The sequence below is a fragment of the Thiomicrorhabdus xiamenensis genome (assembly GCF_013282625.1).
In the GTDB taxonomy this organism is placed as follows: Bacteria; Pseudomonadota; Gammaproteobacteria; order Thiomicrospirales; family Thiomicrospiraceae; genus Thiomicrorhabdus; species Thiomicrorhabdus xiamenensis.
Genome location: NZ_CP054020.1, coordinates 1,004,573 through 1,020,368, shown reverse-complemented (window position 1 = coordinate 1,020,368; position 15,796 = coordinate 1,004,573). Strand labels below are relative to the sequence as shown.

The window sequence follows — 15,796 nt, the reverse complement described above, 5'->3', positions numbered from 1 at the left end:
GTGCACTAAGCAAAAAAACTGATAATTTACTGACAATTTTATAAGCTGAAACCTGTCTTGCTTTTCTTGATGCAGAACAGTAAAGCGCCCTATTGCTCTAGCCACTCTAAAACAAACTCAATAATATGGCTTAAAGCATTATGGCAGTAGAAGTAGGAAAGAGTGCCATGTCAAATATAGATCCACAGAAAGACGATTTAGCCACCCAACAGATGGTTGAAATGATGGAAGGCAAAACCACGGAAGGTGAGCTCGACGTTGACGCCCTGTTAAACTCGATCGATGAAGTTGAAAAACAATCTGAATCCGAGGAAATCGAGGACGTGAACACCTCGGAGGAAGAGATCGACAGCGATCTTCTGGAACAGATTCAGACCTCTGATGACGAACTCGAACAGGCGCTACTCGATATGGATGCCGCTCTTGATAACGAAGATACACCTTCTGCTTCCGAAGATTTTACCGCCGCGGATAATTCAGCTGAAAACGCAGACGTCGAAGATCAATCGAACTTATCGGATGACCTTTCCGCAGACTCTGAAGACGCTCAGCCGGATGAATGGGATGCATTGATCGGTGAAGAAGACGCTCTGTCAAACGAAGACGACATGACCTTAGAAGATCTCCCGGAACCGGCGCTGGATTCATCAGTGGACGATGCTCATCAAGAGACCGATCTCATAACAGATTTAGAAAGCGTTGACCTTGAGGAACACTCAAACGACTTGATTGAAGAAGTCAATCCCGCCGAGGACAGTGACGATCTTGAGCAGATGCTTCAGACTGCGGAAGCATCCACCACCGACTTGGATATCGATCAAAACGAAGACAATTCAGATCTCGAAAGCCTGGACGATTTGCTGGTGGATGAAAACCCAAGCGAAAGCACGTTCGAAACCGATCTCGACCAGTTAATCGAAGAAGAACCGCAGGAACCCGTTGCCGACATTGAGTTTGAAACACCTGCCACGCCGGAAATTCTTGCCGAAGACAATGAACAAACGTCTCGAAACGATCTTCAATCTCTGGCTGAGCAAACCAATGAATCCGTTCAGGCAATGAGTGAAGCCGTAGAGATGGATAAACAGACTCGTGAAATCATCGAACAGTTGAGCAGCTCCGCGCAAATGACAACTAAAATCGCTCTTGCCACCGCTCAGAAAGCACAGGAATCGGCTCTGAGTGCACAGGACGCGATTGAAAAAACATTTGCTGCTATTCAACGAGCGCAACAAATTACGCAGAGCGCCGACTATCAGGTCGATATGCAAGCAATGAAAAACCTGACTGCGGAAGAACTTACGGACATTCTGCAAGAAATCAAAGCCAAAAATGACGAACTGAAACAGGTTAATAGTGAACTAGCGAGTCAAATTGCCGAGTTTCACCAGTCTTAGGAATGCAATATGAGTGATCAGAATAATCAGGTAGATGATCTACTGGAAGCCGTAGAAGAACTTGATCTGGCTGGGGAAAACCTTGAACAGAAAGTCGATCAGTCTCAGAAAACACATAAAGAGCTACACTCTCTTTCCGAGGAAGCCAAAGTCGACAGTTCAATTATGACACTCGAAGCGGCAAAAACTGCCCAGGAAGCCGCAACCCAAAGTCAGGAAGCGGCAAAAGCCAGCTTACAGGTCTCGGAAGCATTGCGCGGCCACACTGAAGAATTGACCAATGCCACTTTTAACTGGCGTCAAGCCATCCGTCATGCATCTCAGGAAATGGCCGAGAGCAAAAAGCTATTCGTTTCCATGCTCGTCATCAGCCTGCTCTTGAGCTTGACAGCTATCGGGGTAATGATCGCCGTTTACTACAATATTGGCAGTCAGCAAGAGCAGCTTAAAGGCGAAATCCTTGATGTTGTGCAAACTGAAAACGCCCTTTTCACCAAAAAAATGACTATTAAGATCGACGATCTTGCATCGCAGATCGAGGCGAGCCGTTTTTATGTCGAAAAACTGGCCCGATCGCCACAACCTCCGGTAGATATAACAACAGAAGAAAGCACTTCCCAAGAAGAAACTACAACACCTGAAGTCAATAATAACCCGAAAACGATTCAGACCGCGGAACAGCCGCAAGAGCAAAGCAAGATACCGGCAACAGTGAATAACTCGGCCGAAATTGAGCAGCTGCTCCAAGCTCAGCTACAACCAATGCAGGATAAAATGACTCAACAGATCAGCCAGCTGAGTGAACAGCAGGCAACGCTGTCCAAAGAACTGCAAAAACTGGCGATTGCGGCATCCAAACAGCCGAAGCCGGTGATGACCTCCGGCGGAACAGCTAGATTGGATGCCAAGCAGAGCCAACAACTGGCAGACATTCGCTGGCTGGTTTCAAAACACGATAAAAAACTACTTACAATCAGCGATCAATTGAAAACTATGACCCAGCCGGATGCTCAGTCCGATATAAAATGGCAAAAACAGCTTGAACAGTTACAACTGCAACAGAAGACTATTCAAACCGAACTGCAAAAGCTGCAAGAAAATGTCAAAGAGTTGACGAGCAAGGTGAATGCAAACCAGCCTTACAGTTACAAAGCCAAATAAGCCAAAACAATCTGTCTAATCTATAAAAAAGCCGCTGACACTCAAGCGGCTTTTTTTAATGCCCTTAAAGTTAAAAAAGAGTGATATAAGACTCTTTTTAAAAAAATATAAGAAATCTTTAATCAAGGGGTTGCAATGAGCCGTTAAACCCCTATAATACGCCCCATCGAACAGCAACGGTGCTTACCAAGAGCAACCAGTTCGACACTACAAATTGACGCGGGGTGGAGCAGCTTGGTAGCTCGTCGGGCTCATAACCCGAAGGTCGTTGGTTCAAATCCAGCCCCCGCTACCACATTTAAAGCCTTGACTGGCGCGGCCTAGAGCCAAATCAGTCAGGGCTTTTTTATTACCCAAATTTCGCCAATGTAGGGAAATTTGTAGAGATTTGATTTTGGGTGCTATTTACGTACTTATGTAAATGCTGATGACTAAAGTGAGCGTATCGCTTCACCATCTTATAGTCAGACCAGCCGCCTAACTCTTGCAGAACTTCCAAAGGCGTTCCCCTATTGACATGCCAAGTCGCCCATGTGTGACGAAGATCATGCCAGCGAAAATCCTCCAAACCAATTTCTTTGCATATACTTTTAAACATTTTGGTGTTCGCTCTACGAACTGGATTCCCCTTATAAGTGAAAACCCTTTCAGTATGCTTTCCAATTTGTCTTTTCAGCACGTCCACCGCCTTTTCTGACAATGGAACAACAAAGGCCTGTTCACTCTTTAAAATATCGTCACCTTCGATAAAGACAACTCGCTCGCTTAAATTAATCTGATCCCAACGCAACAAAGTGACATTGGATTCTCGCAAGCCCGTTTCTAAAGAGAAGACAACCATATCTGCCGTGTGAGCAGGTAAAGCTTGAATGAGTCGATAGGCTTCATTTTCAGTCAGCCATCGAACCCGCTTCTTTGGTTCCTTCAAGAGTTTGACGAAAGGAGGATCACATTTCACCTCCCATTCTTTGTGTGCTTTGTTTAATACCGCTCTAAGTTTCTGAAGTAGTCGATTAATCGTTGCGTTACTGACGCCCTCTTTCAGTCGTTGCTGAATGATGTCATCAATGTGCATGCGCCTAATTTCATCGACATACATATGACCAAAATAAGGATCAAGGTATTTGAAGATGCTGATCTCGTTAGTCTGATCCTTATTCTGCTTTTCACGCATGAAACGAATCACCGCTTCTTTCCATAACATACGAGGCTTTTCACCTAAGTGATAAACTCGCCATAAATCATGTTTCAGCTTTGCTTCGAATTCTTGCGCTTGCTTTCGGTCTTCAGTCCCAGTAGAGCGCTGTATTCTCGTTCCATCTGGTGCAATGAATTCAACCCACCAGATAGTGTTTCGTTTGTAGATTGACATAATGATTCCTCATTGTTGTCAACAACTTGCACAACACTCTCAGGCGTAGAATATTGATTTCTGAGATATTGTGCAAGGTCTTGTTCGATAAATACCCACTTTCTGCCAAGCTTTGCCGCAGGGATTTTGCCTGCTTGAGCATGTCTTCTAACCGTTTCAGGATTACAGCCTAAATAGTTAGCCGCTTGGGAGAGAGTGAGCAATTTGGTTTGCTCACTCATGGGGTATTACTCCTCTAATTCAGTGTTATAGCGAAGCGTCTTTTCTTTCGCTTTAAGCTTTAGATACTCTTCCATGGTCTGATCTCTGGACAGATGATAGTGCTCAGCTTCATGTAAGAACTCGCCTAATGCTTCACCAAAGTCAGAAATCCCTTCTCTCGCCATAAAGGAACTGATCGCCGCCAGACCATTCACAAATAAATATTGATCATTTGGCAGTCGCTTTTTGACTACGGGTTTAACCGCCTGGCACTCCACATTCGTGCAAGCTTGAGCAATCTCTTGCCAGGCTTCAGTAACAGGCCAACGAGATTCATTAGAGTCTTCCGTTGGTGTGACCAGTTGAAGCCAATTCGTTGAAGCGTATTTCCAAATAGCAGGACTCAACTTAATTATCTGATCAGGATGTTTTAAGCCGACATTAGCTAAGAACTCTCGACGGATCTGAAATTCCACACGCCAAACATCCGTTACCCCAGACCAACCGGAAGCTTCCCATAATGGAAGAAGGTAATCTTTTTTGGATTTCTGGACTTCGAGAGACTTGTTATAAAGCCTTCCCATAATCAAGCCCTTACCAATTCGCCAACCAGACGGTCGTTTGTTTTGATGGAAACGGTCGATCTGCTTTGCTCGGGTTTTCCACTGGTTAATCTCAATCGCTTCAACATTGAATTTTGAGTAACACTCAAAGTCCATACAAAGATCGAGACGACTGACAGCCGCATGCCCTTTTACCGTTCCAATTCGATCAATAATTTGATCAAGGTGCATGAGGATTTCATCCAGTTCCATAAAGGTCAGCAGTTCACTACTGATCTGAACATAGGCAAGTGGAACGGATGAAGACTTACCACTGGATACTTGGATATTGAACCAATTGTCTTTTAGAACAAATGAGAACTTACCTGCCCCTTTCGGCATGACCTGAAATTTATGCTCAAAGAAATGCAAATAGGCTTCTGAAGCAATCTCAGGATCGGTATGTTGAGCCATGTTCTTCAGGAAGGTTAATAGTTCTTCTATCTGGGGTGTTATGTTGCCCCTATACGATAAGTACAAACTATCGACAGCACAGCGTAGTGGTTTAATGTTTTGGTTATTTATGTATTTTGCAGGTGCTGTGTTACTAAGTGCCGCACCTGAATGGTTGCACGTTCGCGAGGTGGCTTGAGGGCGCGCAGAGCCTGCGCGCTCCTGCAAGCCCACACTCTCACGCGCTTCAATTTCTGGATTTGTGTTTGAATTAGACATATTCAATTCCTTCTGTAGTTAACGAGAACGACGTCGCTGGAATTGAGTTTCTAGAATTATTCGATTTGAAACACGGAATGGAATTAATAGATTCTATTCCTTGAAATGATTATAGATTTATTGTAATTGATGAGATTTTTTTACTAAGTTGTATAACTTGTTGAAGTAATTAACATCATCAACATCCCGAATATCGGGTATCACTCCTAAATCAGCAGCAATTCTTTTATGTGAGTTAAATTTCAGTGCATAGGGGCCTTTGATAACCCCAATGAAATCAACAATACTTAAGTACAAAAGAAATTTTTTTGATTTACAAGTCTTAGAATGGCTGAGAATTGGTGTTCTTTGTGCTTTGATTATCTTTTCTTCCAGTCCAAGTCTTTGTTCTTTAGGTAATGAGTCTAAAAAACTTTGGACTTCAGCCAATTTCAGAATATTGGGGTCAATACCAACTGCGAGGGGAAGAAGTTTTTGATTTTTTTGGTTAATGGCTTCATGAAGAAGTGAAGACAGTGCTTTCTTGTTTTGGATTAGAGATAGAGATTCATAAAAACGAGCAATTGCCCGTTCGAGGAATAATTTATCGAATGGCGCTAATGGTTCATTATTGGTTACCTTTACATAAAGTTCTTGTTCTAATTCATCAATCGCTTGATAAAAGTTAGCTTTTGCCTTTTTTAGAGGTAATGGTGGGCTTGGAGGTTCTGTTTTAATGTCTTCGAGTACTTGCTGAACCAGCAAATCATTAAATTCTTCGTAATATGATTTTGGATTTAGATATAACTTGTAAAAATTCAAGTTCTTAGCTGTAAATACACCAGTTTGATCTCTGCTTTCAAGAAGCAGCTTTGAAGGGTTGTGAAGCCAGTTAATAGTTTCTTCTGCTTGCTGGAGAAACTCAGGAAGAAAATTGCATAGCATATTTACAATACCTTCTTCATGAGCATTCATTTTCACATCTCTCGTAAAGCAATCAAAAAAATGTCTAATAAATTAGTGGCGATTCAGTGTGTTGTTATCTACTTATATAGTCATTAATGTTGAGTCTGAAATTTTGGCTTCGAGTTTTTCAATAATCTCGGTCAACTCGATGCGGGCTTCACTTTCCAATCCCAAGCATTTAGAAATACCCTCAGCATCCGTGCTTTTGCGATCAACTAAGTTTAAGCGGAGCTTTCCAGAAGCTTCATTTAGTTGATAGGCATGAAAGTGCATTGAATCACCAATTCTTGCATTATCACTTATATGTGCGAAAGAAAACTCACTTGCCATGTAATCCAATAAATGATTTTGTACCACTAAAACAAGGTGTTTATTTATGTGCTCAAATGTTTCAATTTTGTGATGCATCTGAACTAGAATTGTTTTAGCCGTCATCTTCCAATTCATTCCAAAAGATTTTTTTGAGTTGAGGTCTTCTGGCTTAACCAAAATTCCTTTTGAATTAACAAATCTTTGCCTAAAAGGCCAAACGGTGCCGGTGGTATCTAAAGTTTGCAATTCTATCGCAACGAAATCTTTTACTTTTCGGTCACGCGTAGAAACAAGGAAATAATCCACGTTACCCCCAGGGATTGGTACTTCTGCTACGATATGCAATTCATTTCCAGGCTCATGAGAGTTCAGTAGATGGAGGCAGTCAGTAAAAATTTGCCTTCTTTCGAGTAGGCGGTGAGGGCAGATAATCACATCTTTTTTATCTTTTCCGTATGTTACAGAACATGTTCCAATTGTTAGTTCTGCTTCACTTTTTCGATTTTTTAGGCATTTACGACCTAGGTATGGACACTGTTGTTGTTCAATAAGATTATTCCAATCTGCTGTATTGTTATAAATTGAAATGCCATATATTTCTGCTATATTGTTTGCTGATGCCATTCGCTACATCTTTCCTCTGCTAATTCTATATATTCTTTAGATAAGTCAACACCAATCGATTTCCTATTAAAGGATTTTGCAACTAACATTGTTGTTCCCGTTCCACAAAAAGGGTCAAATACAATTCCATCAGGAGGACAAGTTGCAAGAATAGGGATTTTACAAAGATCTTCAGGATATGCTGCGTAATGCTTTTTACGTTTTTGGGTGTCTTCAGGTAAGATGTCCCAAACATCGCTAGGTTTACTCCCTTTAGGATGATATCTAAGAATACAGAAACCTTTATCTCTTAATTCTTTTGCTCGACCAGAGACTTTTTCCGAATCTGAGTGTGTGGCTCTTTGTTGGCCACGAATGATCATTCTAAAATCGGACAGCTCTCCTCTACTGATTTTTTCAAGTGTTTCATCTAAAGCATTCAAAGCATTCTTCTTTTCTTCCATATTTAAATCGGTAGAAAGCTCAATTTGGCGTTTATACCTTACACCACTAACACCTGTTGCTGAAACAACTGCACCATTTTCTACTTTGGCTTCTCGAGGCTTTTTTCTTACTGCATCAGCATTGTAATAATATCCTTTTGATTTTTTTACAAAGTGAAAAACATTTTCATGGATATTTCTTAATTTGTCTTTAGAGTTGTCCGGTGCTCCTTTCACCTTGTTCCAAATTACAGAGTTTCTTAGTATCCAACCCTGTTCGTCGATTAATTCAAAAGCTATTCTCCACGGAATACCTAAAAGAGCCTTGTTTTTGTATGTGTCACCAACATTTAGCCAGAATGAACCTTCATCTTTAAGCACTCGCTTCAACTCCAGAAAAATATCACACAGATCCTTAATATATTCCTTATGATTCTTTTCTAGTCCAATTCCACCGTTCTCATATTGTCTTTGCCCCCAATATGGAGGACTAGTAATGCACATATCTATTGATTGGTCGGGCATTGATTTAAGTACCTTAAGGCAGTCGCCTTGCATAAATAATGGCGCGTAACTTGTGCTTTTCTTGTAAGAGTCTAGCTCTAATCTTATTGTTTTACTTTGGGAGGTCATCTTGATTAGTTTGGTCTTAGTTGCTGTTAGTCTGAAATTATATGTATTAAAGCAGAAATATTGGGATACGTCTTCTACGAAGAGGTAATCGCCAATAAAGTGCACTTTTTAAACTACTATTTCTCCGATTTGTAACGGCTCAAATCAGTCATTTCCAGTTGTTTGCATACATCACTAATTAGCCATATATATTTTTCTTCAAACGGTTGTCCTTTAATGTTTTCCAGAATTGCTTTTAACTTTTGGGAAGTGTTGGAAAAATTCTCACTATATTCATATGTGATTGGAGGCATAGAACCAGCTATAAATGAATGATTTAAAATGTATTTGTAAGAGCTTCCTAAAGAAATATATTTATATCCGGTATCGTCATCATGGCCAAATAATGGTTCTAGGATATTGAAACTCTCGTTTTTTCGGTAAGCATCTAAAAATTCCGAATCGATTAGAATTCTTGGGTATATAGCTTCTTGTGACTCTAAGTAATAGGCTCTGTTCATAGCTGGTCCAAACATTGGACCATTTTTTAAATGAAGTAGTTTGCCGAAAGTAATTCCTCCTCTAAGAAGGAGTGAATGTTTTTCCCATAAAATAATATTAATTTTTGCAATTAGCTCAAGCATATTTTGAGTTGCTAGAATATCACTGGACAATGCTGATAAAACTATGGAATCAGAAAAATAGCTCACTTCAATAGGATGTTGTTTGAGCATAAGTTCAGCTATCCGATCAAAAACTTCTTCGACTTCTACAATATTTTCTTTGGGAATTAGTTCATAGTTGATGCTGCCAAAAGCTTGTTTTTGTATCTTATCTGGTTGGAGCTGATTAAGTGCGTCAACAAGAGATTGGACTATTACGAAATCATCTGCACTACTTTCTACAAGTGATCCAAAACCGAGTATGTCTATAAAAGCGATGACTCTGTCTTCGTACATGAATTTCCTTTAAGTTAAAATATGTCTTTTCTAGAATGGGTAAGTATAACTTTTGGTAGAAAAAAAGATATTTTTATGTTTGAAAGCACACTAAAAAAAGGAATGGGTTTGAGTAGTTATAAATAGGATAAAGCATTAAAGAGCGTTGTTAAGCTGTTGAATTTGTTAAAAATAGTGGCTCATAACCCGAAGGTCGTTGGTTCAAATCCAGCCCCCGCTACCAAATTTCTTTAGTTAAATCATGTATTTAGCTAATCTAAAAGCCACTTACCATAGTGGCTTTTTTCGTTTCTATGCCCGATACTATGCCCAATCCTTTTGCATAGCCTCTCAATGTATCGACATTGAAATGAGCATATTTCTGAACAGACTTAATATCCTTCCAGCCGCCAAGTTCCTGTAACACTTCTAAGGGTGTTCCATTTTGAACATGCCAACTCGCCCAAGTATGACGAAGATCATGCCAGCGGAAGTTTGTTATGCCTGCTTTCTCAAGTCCGTTTCGCCATGAATCAGTTCCCGCTTTTTTAACGGGCTTACCTCTGTAGGTAAATACAAAAGTATGATGCTTTCCAATCTGGCTTCGGATAATTTCCTTTGCCGAATCAGTCAGCACAACCAAATACGGTTTACCGTCTTTGAGAACATCATCACCTTCTATATAGACAACACCTTTTGCCAGATCAACCTGATCCCAACGCAAGTGAGTGACATTGAATTCTCTCAACCCTGTTTCCAGAGTAAAGTGCGCCATGACTCTCGTATGCTCCTGAAGGTGTTTTAAAAGGTTTGACGCTTCATTATGCGTAATCCATCGGACACGCATTCTAGGAGTGCTAAGAAGTTTTATGTAAGGCGGATCACACTTTACACGCCATTTCTTGTTTGCCAGATTAAACAAGGCTCTAATTTTTTCGAGTGACTTGTTAATCGTGGAATTTTTCACTCCTTGTTTTTGACGGGTGTCGATTAATTGCTCGATGTGTTTGCCGTTAATCTCATGTAGTTTCAGATGCCCGAAGTAAGGGTCTAAAAGTCGAAAGAGTGAAATATTATCTTTCGGGCTTTTGGTTTCTGATTCTGTGATGAATTTGACAACCGCTTCGCGCCACGACATTTCCGCCCTTTCCCCGAACAGAGCCTGTCGATACAGGTTGTAGTTCAGGGTCGCTTCAAACTCAGCCGCTAGGGCTTTGTTTTCAGTCCGAGTAGATTGTCGTATAACCGTTCCGTCTGGTGCTGTGAATTTACACCACCAATACTTTGAGTTGCGTTGTTTGTAGAGTGACATAAGTCTTCTCCTTTTTCGTCAACGCAATCACGCCGACTATCATTATTACCCACTCGGGTTGCGTTTAGCAATTCCTCCAACTTAAAGCGTAGCTCCCCTCCGATCTTGTAATGCGGATAACTGTAGCGTTTAACATTCCTTCGCAGAGTCTCGGGATGAAAGCCAAGCAGTTGAGCAACTTCTTTTAGGGATAGCAGTGCATCAGTCATAATCCAACTCCTCTAAAGGGATATTGAACCGTTTAGCACGCTCATTGAGCTTTTGCTTGAGTACGGTTTTTAAATTCTTACCAAGGAAGTCGTAATAATTTTCGGCTTCTTCTGAATAGGCTTTTAACCCTTCTTCAAAATTCGTAATTCGTCTGGATGCCATAAACGAGATTAAATAGCCAAGCCCATTAACAAACAGCGTTTCGCTGGATGGCAAACGGACTTTTGCCACTTCTTTGACAATTGGCTCTGCTCCAAGTGAAGTCGCTTGCTGAACCTCTTCCCAGACAGGATGAACTTGCCAACGTGAACGGTTACTATCGTTTGGATTTGGAATAACCAGTTTTAGCCAGTGTTTGGTGACTGCCGCCCAGAGTTCTGCTTGATTGCTTATCGCTTTTTCGATTTCCCGCAATCCGATCTGTTTTAAAACTTCGGTATGAAACTCGAATTCAATACGCCAGACAATGGATTCTCCATCCCATCCTTGAGATTTCCAGAGGTCATAGAGATAGAACTTTTTAGATTGTTCTTTGATCTCACGGGTTTTATCGTAAATACGACAAACAACGCCCTGTTTGCCAAACTTAAATCCAGAACGCTGACCATTGATTAAAAAGCTATTTATCTGCTGAGCTTGAGTAACCCAATCCCGGTCTGATACTTCATCAAACGAGAAGGTATTAGAGAAAAAATCGAAGCAGATATCGAAACGACTGATTAGAGGATTTAGCATGATTCATCCTCCCCTTCGATATGACCAATGGTAGAAATGATCTTCTTGAGGTCGTTCAGAATCCTTTTTAAAGGCTGGTGTGTTAGCAATTCACTACTGATCTGGACTGATGCCAAAGGGAGAGTGGTCGCATTAGACGAAGAAATTTTTATATAGAACCAATTATCTTGCAGAACATAAGCAAAGTTTTTGGCACCAGACGGCCTAACCTCAAAACAATGACCGTGAACCTTGAAGACTGCATCCGAGGTTGGATAAGGTGTTTTATTGCCAGCAATCTGTTTTAAGTGTTCAAGCTGGTCATTAATTTTTGAGTAAATCGTTCCGCGATACGTTAGGTATAAGCTGTCTATTGCCGTTCGTAACGGAGTGATGATTTGTTCGTTTTGGTATGTATGGGGTACTGTCTTACAAGGTGAGGTACCCTTGTTGCACGTTCGCGAGGTGGCTTGAGGGCGCGCAGAGCCTGCGCGCTCCTGCAAGCCCCCACTCTTACGCGCTTCATGTTGTTCCGTAGTCTTGTTAGATTTCATAACAATCTCCAATTCAATTATTCGAAAAATAGAACATTTGTTCTTGGAGAAAATTATGAAATGGCAGGGTATAAAGAATCTGGGGGCTAAGTTTTCGTAAAGTTACCCCCCAGAAATTTATCGATTTCTGTAGTAGATAGCGAGTTTTCTAAATTCATCATCGATATAAGAGTCTGTGATTAAGCCAAACTTGATGGCTAATTGTTGCAACTTAGGATTGGTGATTGGGTTGGGTTTGGACAAGAAACCGAGTGCAGATGCAAAATTAAGGAAGATGGCAAGCATTAGATATTTCTTGCGCTTGTCAGGAGTTAAAGACGGTTTTTCAACTGCTGATAAAATCGAGGTATCAAAATTGTGGCGTTTAACTGGACTCAGCTCGTTAAGTCTATTTTTGACCGCATCTAACTCTAGTACTGATGGGTCTACTTTGACTGCTTTGATTAGGTCTAATTTTTTCCCTCTTTCAATAAAACGATTAACGAAATAGTTCAGGCGTTTACCGTTTTGGACAACACTCAAAGAATTGTAGAACTGCGCAATGGACACTTTGACAAAAAACTCTTGTTCAAATCCAAGTTGATTAGAGAGTAATTCGAGTTCTTGATTATGCTCATCATCAAAAGAGAAGTTCCTCATATAACGTTGAATGCGGAGCAAGATATATCGTACCAATCTTTCATTCATTTCTTTTGGTTCTTCTTGAGTGTTGGCATTTAAACCACAAGCGGCAAAAATATTGGAGGTAACTTCGGCTCTTGTTTGCTGGTAAAGCTGTTCTTCATCTAAGTACAAAAAAGCCCAATCAAGATTTTGGAAGGGATTTGATTCATCTTTCCCAATCATTGACTGGAATGCTGGCTTTGAGATATTCAAAAAAAGTGGCAGGAACTCCCGTTCGTAGGTTTCAAGAACGGGAGGGAAAATGAGCTCTAAAATTCTTGCTTTGAATTCGGCGGATTTCATAAATGTCAACGAAACCAGAATTTAGTAGAAACGCTTAAAGCATCAACAAGGTTGGCTGACAAGCAAATCTCCAAATCCCCATATCAAAGTCCCCAAAAGTCCACTCATGAATTCGACTAAAACCAATCTTGCTTTTTTTGCATCAAGTCTATCAACTGCTTTTGAGTGAGTGCTTCTTAAATCTTGTATGAACACCGCTAATTGTTCGTTATATTTTGTTTGAATATCATTTAACACGGGGGTTCGATATTGATGCTCTGCATCCAGCTCCTCTTTAATCTTCTTGTGGTTAAATGAATACTTTGAAAGACGCCCAAGAACTGTTTTGGAATAATCAATGTTTCGATTTATTCCATGGTTAAAGAAAATGATTACTATTGCAAAGCAGACAAGAATGGCTCCAGATCTAGCAAAAGCGGTACCGTATCCAAAATAGGTAAGAATTCCACCTATAGAGGGGATGAACAGCATGGTGAACCACGCTAGCTTTAGTACATGCTGGGATATAAAATTAAGTAGATTTTTTAGCATTATTTACAATACCTAAAATGTTTAAAAGTGACTAAATCAGTCTAGCATCTGGCTTTAAAAACGTTTATCTTGCTTGAACCTGCAATTTTCAAAGTAACTTCCTATAGCCAAACAACTTACATCAATATTTAAGTAATCGTCTTTATCGTAAATCGATTTTACTATACAGATAACCGTTGAAACAGAGTGCCCCGTTAAACTATCAGAATGTGATGAAGAGCTGGTTGCTTCAAAAGGAGGAAACGTAAATTCTATCTTTATCCCCTTTTTCTTGTAATGAGCTCTACGTAGTTGGTCTGTACCTGATAATGATGTGTTTATGTTTTTGTAATAAAATCCTGCTTGAAAAGCAATAAAACTACCAGGCCTTAATAACGAATTAATTTGAGCTCGATCAAATTTGTCCGTTATGTTAATGATTGGAAGATTTGCCAAAACAGATTCAAAAACTTCTTTCATATAATAAACGAGAATAAAGCCATTTCCATCATCGTACATGTAACGTCTATTTTCATTCATTTTCTGAACAGTCGAAATTTCGAGAATTCCTAAATCATCAACATATCCAGCATCTTTTAGTTTTGAAAATGTTTTGAAGTTCTCAGCATTAATATTAAGATCTAAAAACAATTCATAAATTCGTCTATGATTAAAATAATCCCATCTTGAATAATCGTGAGAGACTAGGCCTAGAATAGCCTCAGCATCAGAAGTCTTCGCGTCTTCTATCCATTTAGTCTTGAATTCCCGTAATTGTTTTTTGCTGAGATCGATGCTTAATTCTTTTTTTGTATGTGCTAAGTCATGGTGTTCTAAACACAAAACAACTAAATTTGACTCGTCATGACTTTTACTTTGGCTCCACTCTTCAATATGATGGATAATAATTGGTTTTGTAGCATCCCTACAGACACAACATGTTCGTTTAGATTCATATAGCAATTTGATATATGTTTCAGAGGGAATAGGCGGGCGGCCTCCTTCATTAATAGATAAAATTTGGTCGTCATTTAAACCAAGATTAGAAAGTTCAGAATTTTTAAGTTGCTTGAGTTTACTTAAGTTGTAACCCTTATCTATCAATTCCTTAGATAATTTTGTATCGATACCTCTTCGTAAAAAAGCATTCATTGTATTGCCATTAAATTTGCTTTTTTTTGTATTCATAATTCCTACTGGTTTACCATTTTCAATTACTGTACATACATACAAAGGTTCAGCGGGAGCATTAAGTTTAATCATTGCTTCTGAGAAAAAAGCTGCTCCTGCAATATTTAATGATTGAAAAGCCGAATCAATCCTCATACATCCTGAAATTTCATCACCATTCACTTGAATCATTTTAAACCTATTCGGTATTTTAAATTTCTGGGCTGATTCAAAGTCTGTTATTACGTGTGATTTTAAGTATTCAGATTTTTCTTCATCTGTTCCATAAAATGTGTGAACTGAGACCCCATACTCTTTTACAAAAATGGCATCATCTGTGTAGAGAAATAAATTATAGACGTCTTCTTTCATTAGAAATCTCTTCAATGTCATGTTGTTGTCAATATAGAATTATACCTATAATAAGATACTTTGTATTTTTCCGTCGGACGTAGCATTGAAATTATGTAAAGGACTATGACAATAATGTTTATGGAAGCGATTTGGAGGCTTATAAAATCGTTGCTAATTATGACATAGTGTGAAGTGGCGTGATTGCTAGTTTATTTTATAAATCAATAAGATAGTGGTTATTCCAGAGTTTACTCATAACCCGAAGGTCGTTGGTTCAAATCCAGCCCCCGCTACCAAATTCCAAAGCCTTGACTTCATTAGTTTTTAAGCGAAATGATTCAGGGCTTTTTTATTGCCTAGCGAAAAGCCAATGTAGCCGGTTTTGTAGCTAGCCCGCTCTGGAATTACAAACTGTTTTAGGTGCTTATGGCTTAAGTGCTCATAACGCTACACCACTTTAAAGTTTGAACAGCCCTCAATTCTCTTACAAGCATTTTTAACAACTCGTATTTGCTTATACCATTTGCCCTCCCCCCCTAGAAATTTTACTCATTGAAAATAAAGCTTTTTAGCACCTTTTTTGTGCAATTCTGATAAAAAATGATCCATTTAATGACAACTCGATGTGATAAAGCCTTTTTTGTTTTGGCTGTTTTTAGAACAACATCCGAAATAACAGTATTTTTAAACACATATAAATATACTTAACGCTCAATATATACTTTTCTAATGTATTTGGCATCAATAC

Annotated in this window: 16 protein-coding genes and 1 tRNA gene; 3 read left to right on the top strand and 14 right to left on the bottom strand. The window is 39.6% G+C overall.

Annotated elements, in window-relative coordinates:
• The first annotated feature begins 167 nt into the window (after positions 1 to 167).
• The 3 genes from HQN79_RS04680 (at position 168) to HQN79_RS04670 (ending at position 2,853) form a co-directional block, all read left to right on the top strand.
• Positions 168 to 1,397 (top strand): hypothetical protein, encoded by a 1,230-nt coding sequence (locus tag HQN79_RS04680; RefSeq protein ID WP_173284554.1) that lies wholly within the window; start codon positions 168 to 170, stop codon positions 1,395 to 1,397.
• 9 nt (positions 1,398 to 1,406) lie between these two features.
• A complete protein-coding gene (locus HQN79_RS04675; RefSeq protein ID WP_173284552.1) occupies positions 1,407 to 2,558 on the top strand; it encodes a hypothetical protein in 1,152 nt (383 codons plus the stop codon).
• Positions 2,559 to 2,776: 218 nt separating this feature from the next.
• Positions 2,777 to 2,853, top strand: a tRNA-Met gene (locus HQN79_RS04670).
• Positions 2,854 to 2,907: 54 nt separating this feature from the next.
• Here the strand turns inward: HQN79_RS04670 and HQN79_RS04665 are convergent.
• The 14 genes from HQN79_RS04665 to HQN79_RS04600 all read right to left on the bottom strand — a co-directional run bounded on the left by HQN79_RS04665 (position 2,908) and on the right by HQN79_RS04600 (position 15,066).
• Positions 2,908 to 3,762: a tyrosine-type recombinase/integrase gene (locus HQN79_RS04665; RefSeq protein ID WP_173284550.1), complete on the bottom strand. Its 855-nt coding sequence runs from the start codon at positions 3,760 to 3,762 to the stop codon at positions 2,908 to 2,910.
• A 44-nt stretch (positions 3,763 to 3,806) separates the two neighbouring features.
• Positions 3,807 to 4,151, bottom strand: coding sequence for a helix-turn-helix domain-containing protein (locus tag HQN79_RS12025; RefSeq protein ID WP_173284547.1), 345 nt, complete (start codon positions 4,149 to 4,151; stop codon positions 3,807 to 3,809).
• Positions 4,152 to 4,157: 6 nt separating this feature from the next.
• On the bottom strand, positions 4,158 to 5,405 hold the full coding sequence (locus HQN79_RS04655; RefSeq protein ID WP_173284546.1) for a hypothetical protein: 1,248 nt from the start codon (positions 5,403 to 5,405) through the stop codon (positions 4,158 to 4,160).
• A gap of 117 nt (positions 5,406 to 5,522) precedes the next feature.
• Positions 5,523 to 6,359 carry a hypothetical protein gene (locus HQN79_RS04650; RefSeq protein WP_173284544.1) on the bottom strand — a complete coding sequence of 279 codons (837 nt, stop codon included), beginning with the start codon at positions 6,357 to 6,359 and terminating at the stop codon, positions 5,523 to 5,525.
• A gap of 72 nt (positions 6,360 to 6,431) precedes the next feature.
• Positions 6,432 to 7,286 (bottom strand): NotI family restriction endonuclease, encoded by an 855-nt coding sequence (locus HQN79_RS04645; RefSeq protein WP_173284543.1) that lies wholly within the window; start codon positions 7,284 to 7,286, stop codon positions 6,432 to 6,434.
• Positions 7,265 to 8,233: a DNA-methyltransferase gene (locus HQN79_RS04640; RefSeq protein ID WP_202984514.1), complete on the bottom strand. Its 969-nt coding sequence runs from the start codon at positions 8,231 to 8,233 to the stop codon at positions 7,265 to 7,267. Before HQN79_RS04640 ends, HQN79_RS04645 begins: the two co-directional genes overlap by 22 nt.
• Before the next feature lie 224 nt (positions 8,234 to 8,457).
• Positions 8,458 to 9,279, bottom strand: coding sequence for a hypothetical protein (locus HQN79_RS04635; protein WP_173284540.1), 822 nt, complete (start codon positions 9,277 to 9,279; stop codon positions 8,458 to 8,460).
• 256 nt (positions 9,280 to 9,535) lie between these two features.
• Positions 9,536 to 10,570, bottom strand: a complete 1,035-nt coding sequence (locus tag HQN79_RS04630) for a tyrosine-type recombinase/integrase (protein WP_238843426.1) — start codon at positions 10,568 to 10,570, stop codon at positions 9,536 to 9,538.
• Complete coding sequence (locus tag HQN79_RS12195) at positions 10,465 to 10,779, bottom strand: helix-turn-helix domain-containing protein (protein WP_173284538.1); 315 nt, start codon at positions 10,777 to 10,779, stop codon at positions 10,465 to 10,467. Before HQN79_RS12195 ends, HQN79_RS04630 begins: the two co-directional genes overlap by 106 nt.
• Positions 10,772 to 11,515: a hypothetical protein gene (locus HQN79_RS04620; RefSeq protein ID WP_173284537.1), complete on the bottom strand. Its 744-nt coding sequence runs from the start codon at positions 11,513 to 11,515 to the stop codon at positions 10,772 to 10,774. The genes HQN79_RS12195 and HQN79_RS04620 overlap by 8 nt, the downstream gene beginning before the upstream one ends.
• Positions 11,509 to 12,048 (bottom strand): hypothetical protein, encoded by a 540-nt coding sequence (locus HQN79_RS04615; RefSeq protein WP_173284536.1) that lies wholly within the window; start codon positions 12,046 to 12,048, stop codon positions 11,509 to 11,511. Before HQN79_RS04615 ends, HQN79_RS04620 begins: the two co-directional genes overlap by 7 nt.
• Before the next feature lie 117 nt (positions 12,049 to 12,165).
• Positions 12,166 to 13,014 carry a hypothetical protein gene (locus HQN79_RS04610; RefSeq protein WP_173284535.1) on the bottom strand — a complete coding sequence of 283 codons (849 nt, stop codon included), beginning with the start codon at positions 13,012 to 13,014 and terminating at the stop codon, positions 12,166 to 12,168.
• Between the two features lie 42 nt (positions 13,015 to 13,056).
• Positions 13,057 to 13,545, bottom strand: coding sequence for a hypothetical protein (locus HQN79_RS04605; RefSeq protein ID WP_173284534.1), 489 nt, complete (start codon positions 13,543 to 13,545; stop codon positions 13,057 to 13,059).
• A 54-nt stretch (positions 13,546 to 13,599) separates the two neighbouring features.
• Positions 13,600 to 15,066, bottom strand: coding sequence for an HNH endonuclease signature motif containing protein (locus tag HQN79_RS04600; protein ID WP_173284532.1), 1,467 nt, complete (start codon positions 15,064 to 15,066; stop codon positions 13,600 to 13,602).
• Between the last annotated feature and the right edge of the window lie 730 nt (positions 15,067 to 15,796).

Coding starts and splice junctions, on each gene's coding strand:
- HQN79_RS04610 (WP_173284535.1), bottom strand. CDS start 13,014: ATGAAATCCGCCGAATTCAAAGCAAGAATTTTAGAGCTCATTTTCCCT.
- HQN79_RS04680 (WP_173284554.1), top strand. CDS start 168: ATGTCAAATATAGATCCACAGAAAGACGATTTAGCCACCCAACAGATG.
- HQN79_RS12195 (WP_173284538.1), bottom strand. CDS start 10,779: ATGACTGATGCACTGCTATCCCTAAAAGAAGTTGCTCAACTGCTTGGC.
- HQN79_RS04640 (WP_202984514.1), bottom strand. CDS start 8,233: ATGCCCGACCAATCAATAGATATGTGCATTACTAGTCCTCCATATTGG.
- HQN79_RS04655 (WP_173284546.1), bottom strand. CDS start 5,405: ATGTCTAATTCAAACACAAATCCAGAAATTGAAGCGCGTGAGAGTGTG.
- HQN79_RS04665 (WP_173284550.1), bottom strand. CDS start 3,762: ATGTTATGGAAAGAAGCGGTGATTCGTTTCATGCGTGAAAAGCAGAAT.
- HQN79_RS12025 (WP_173284547.1), bottom strand. CDS start 4,151: ATGAGTGAGCAAACCAAATTGCTCACTCTCTCCCAAGCGGCTAACTAT.
- HQN79_RS04630 (WP_238843426.1), bottom strand. CDS start 10,570: ATGTCACTCTACAAACAACGCAACTCAAAGTATTGGTGGTGTAAATTC.
- HQN79_RS04645 (WP_173284543.1), bottom strand. CDS start 7,286: ATGGCATCAGCAAACAATATAGCAGAAATATATGGCATTTCAATTTAT.
- HQN79_RS04635 (WP_173284540.1), bottom strand. CDS start 9,279: ATGTACGAAGACAGAGTCATCGCTTTTATAGACATACTCGGTTTTGGA.
- HQN79_RS04615 (WP_173284536.1), bottom strand. CDS start 12,048: ATGAAATCTAACAAGACTACGGAACAACATGAAGCGCGTAAGAGTGGG.
- HQN79_RS04650 (WP_173284544.1), bottom strand. CDS start 6,359: ATGAATGCTCATGAAGAAGGTATTGTAAATATGCTATGCAATTTTCTT.
- HQN79_RS04600 (WP_173284532.1), bottom strand. CDS start 15,066: ATGAAAGAAGACGTCTATAATTTATTTCTCTACACAGATGATGCCATT.
- HQN79_RS04620 (WP_173284537.1), bottom strand. CDS start 11,515: ATGCTAAATCCTCTAATCAGTCGTTTCGATATCTGCTTCGATTTTTTC.
- HQN79_RS04605 (WP_173284534.1), bottom strand. CDS start 13,545: ATGCTAAAAAATCTACTTAATTTTATATCCCAGCATGTACTAAAGCTA.
- HQN79_RS04675 (WP_173284552.1), top strand. CDS start 1,407: ATGAGTGATCAGAATAATCAGGTAGATGATCTACTGGAAGCCGTAGAA.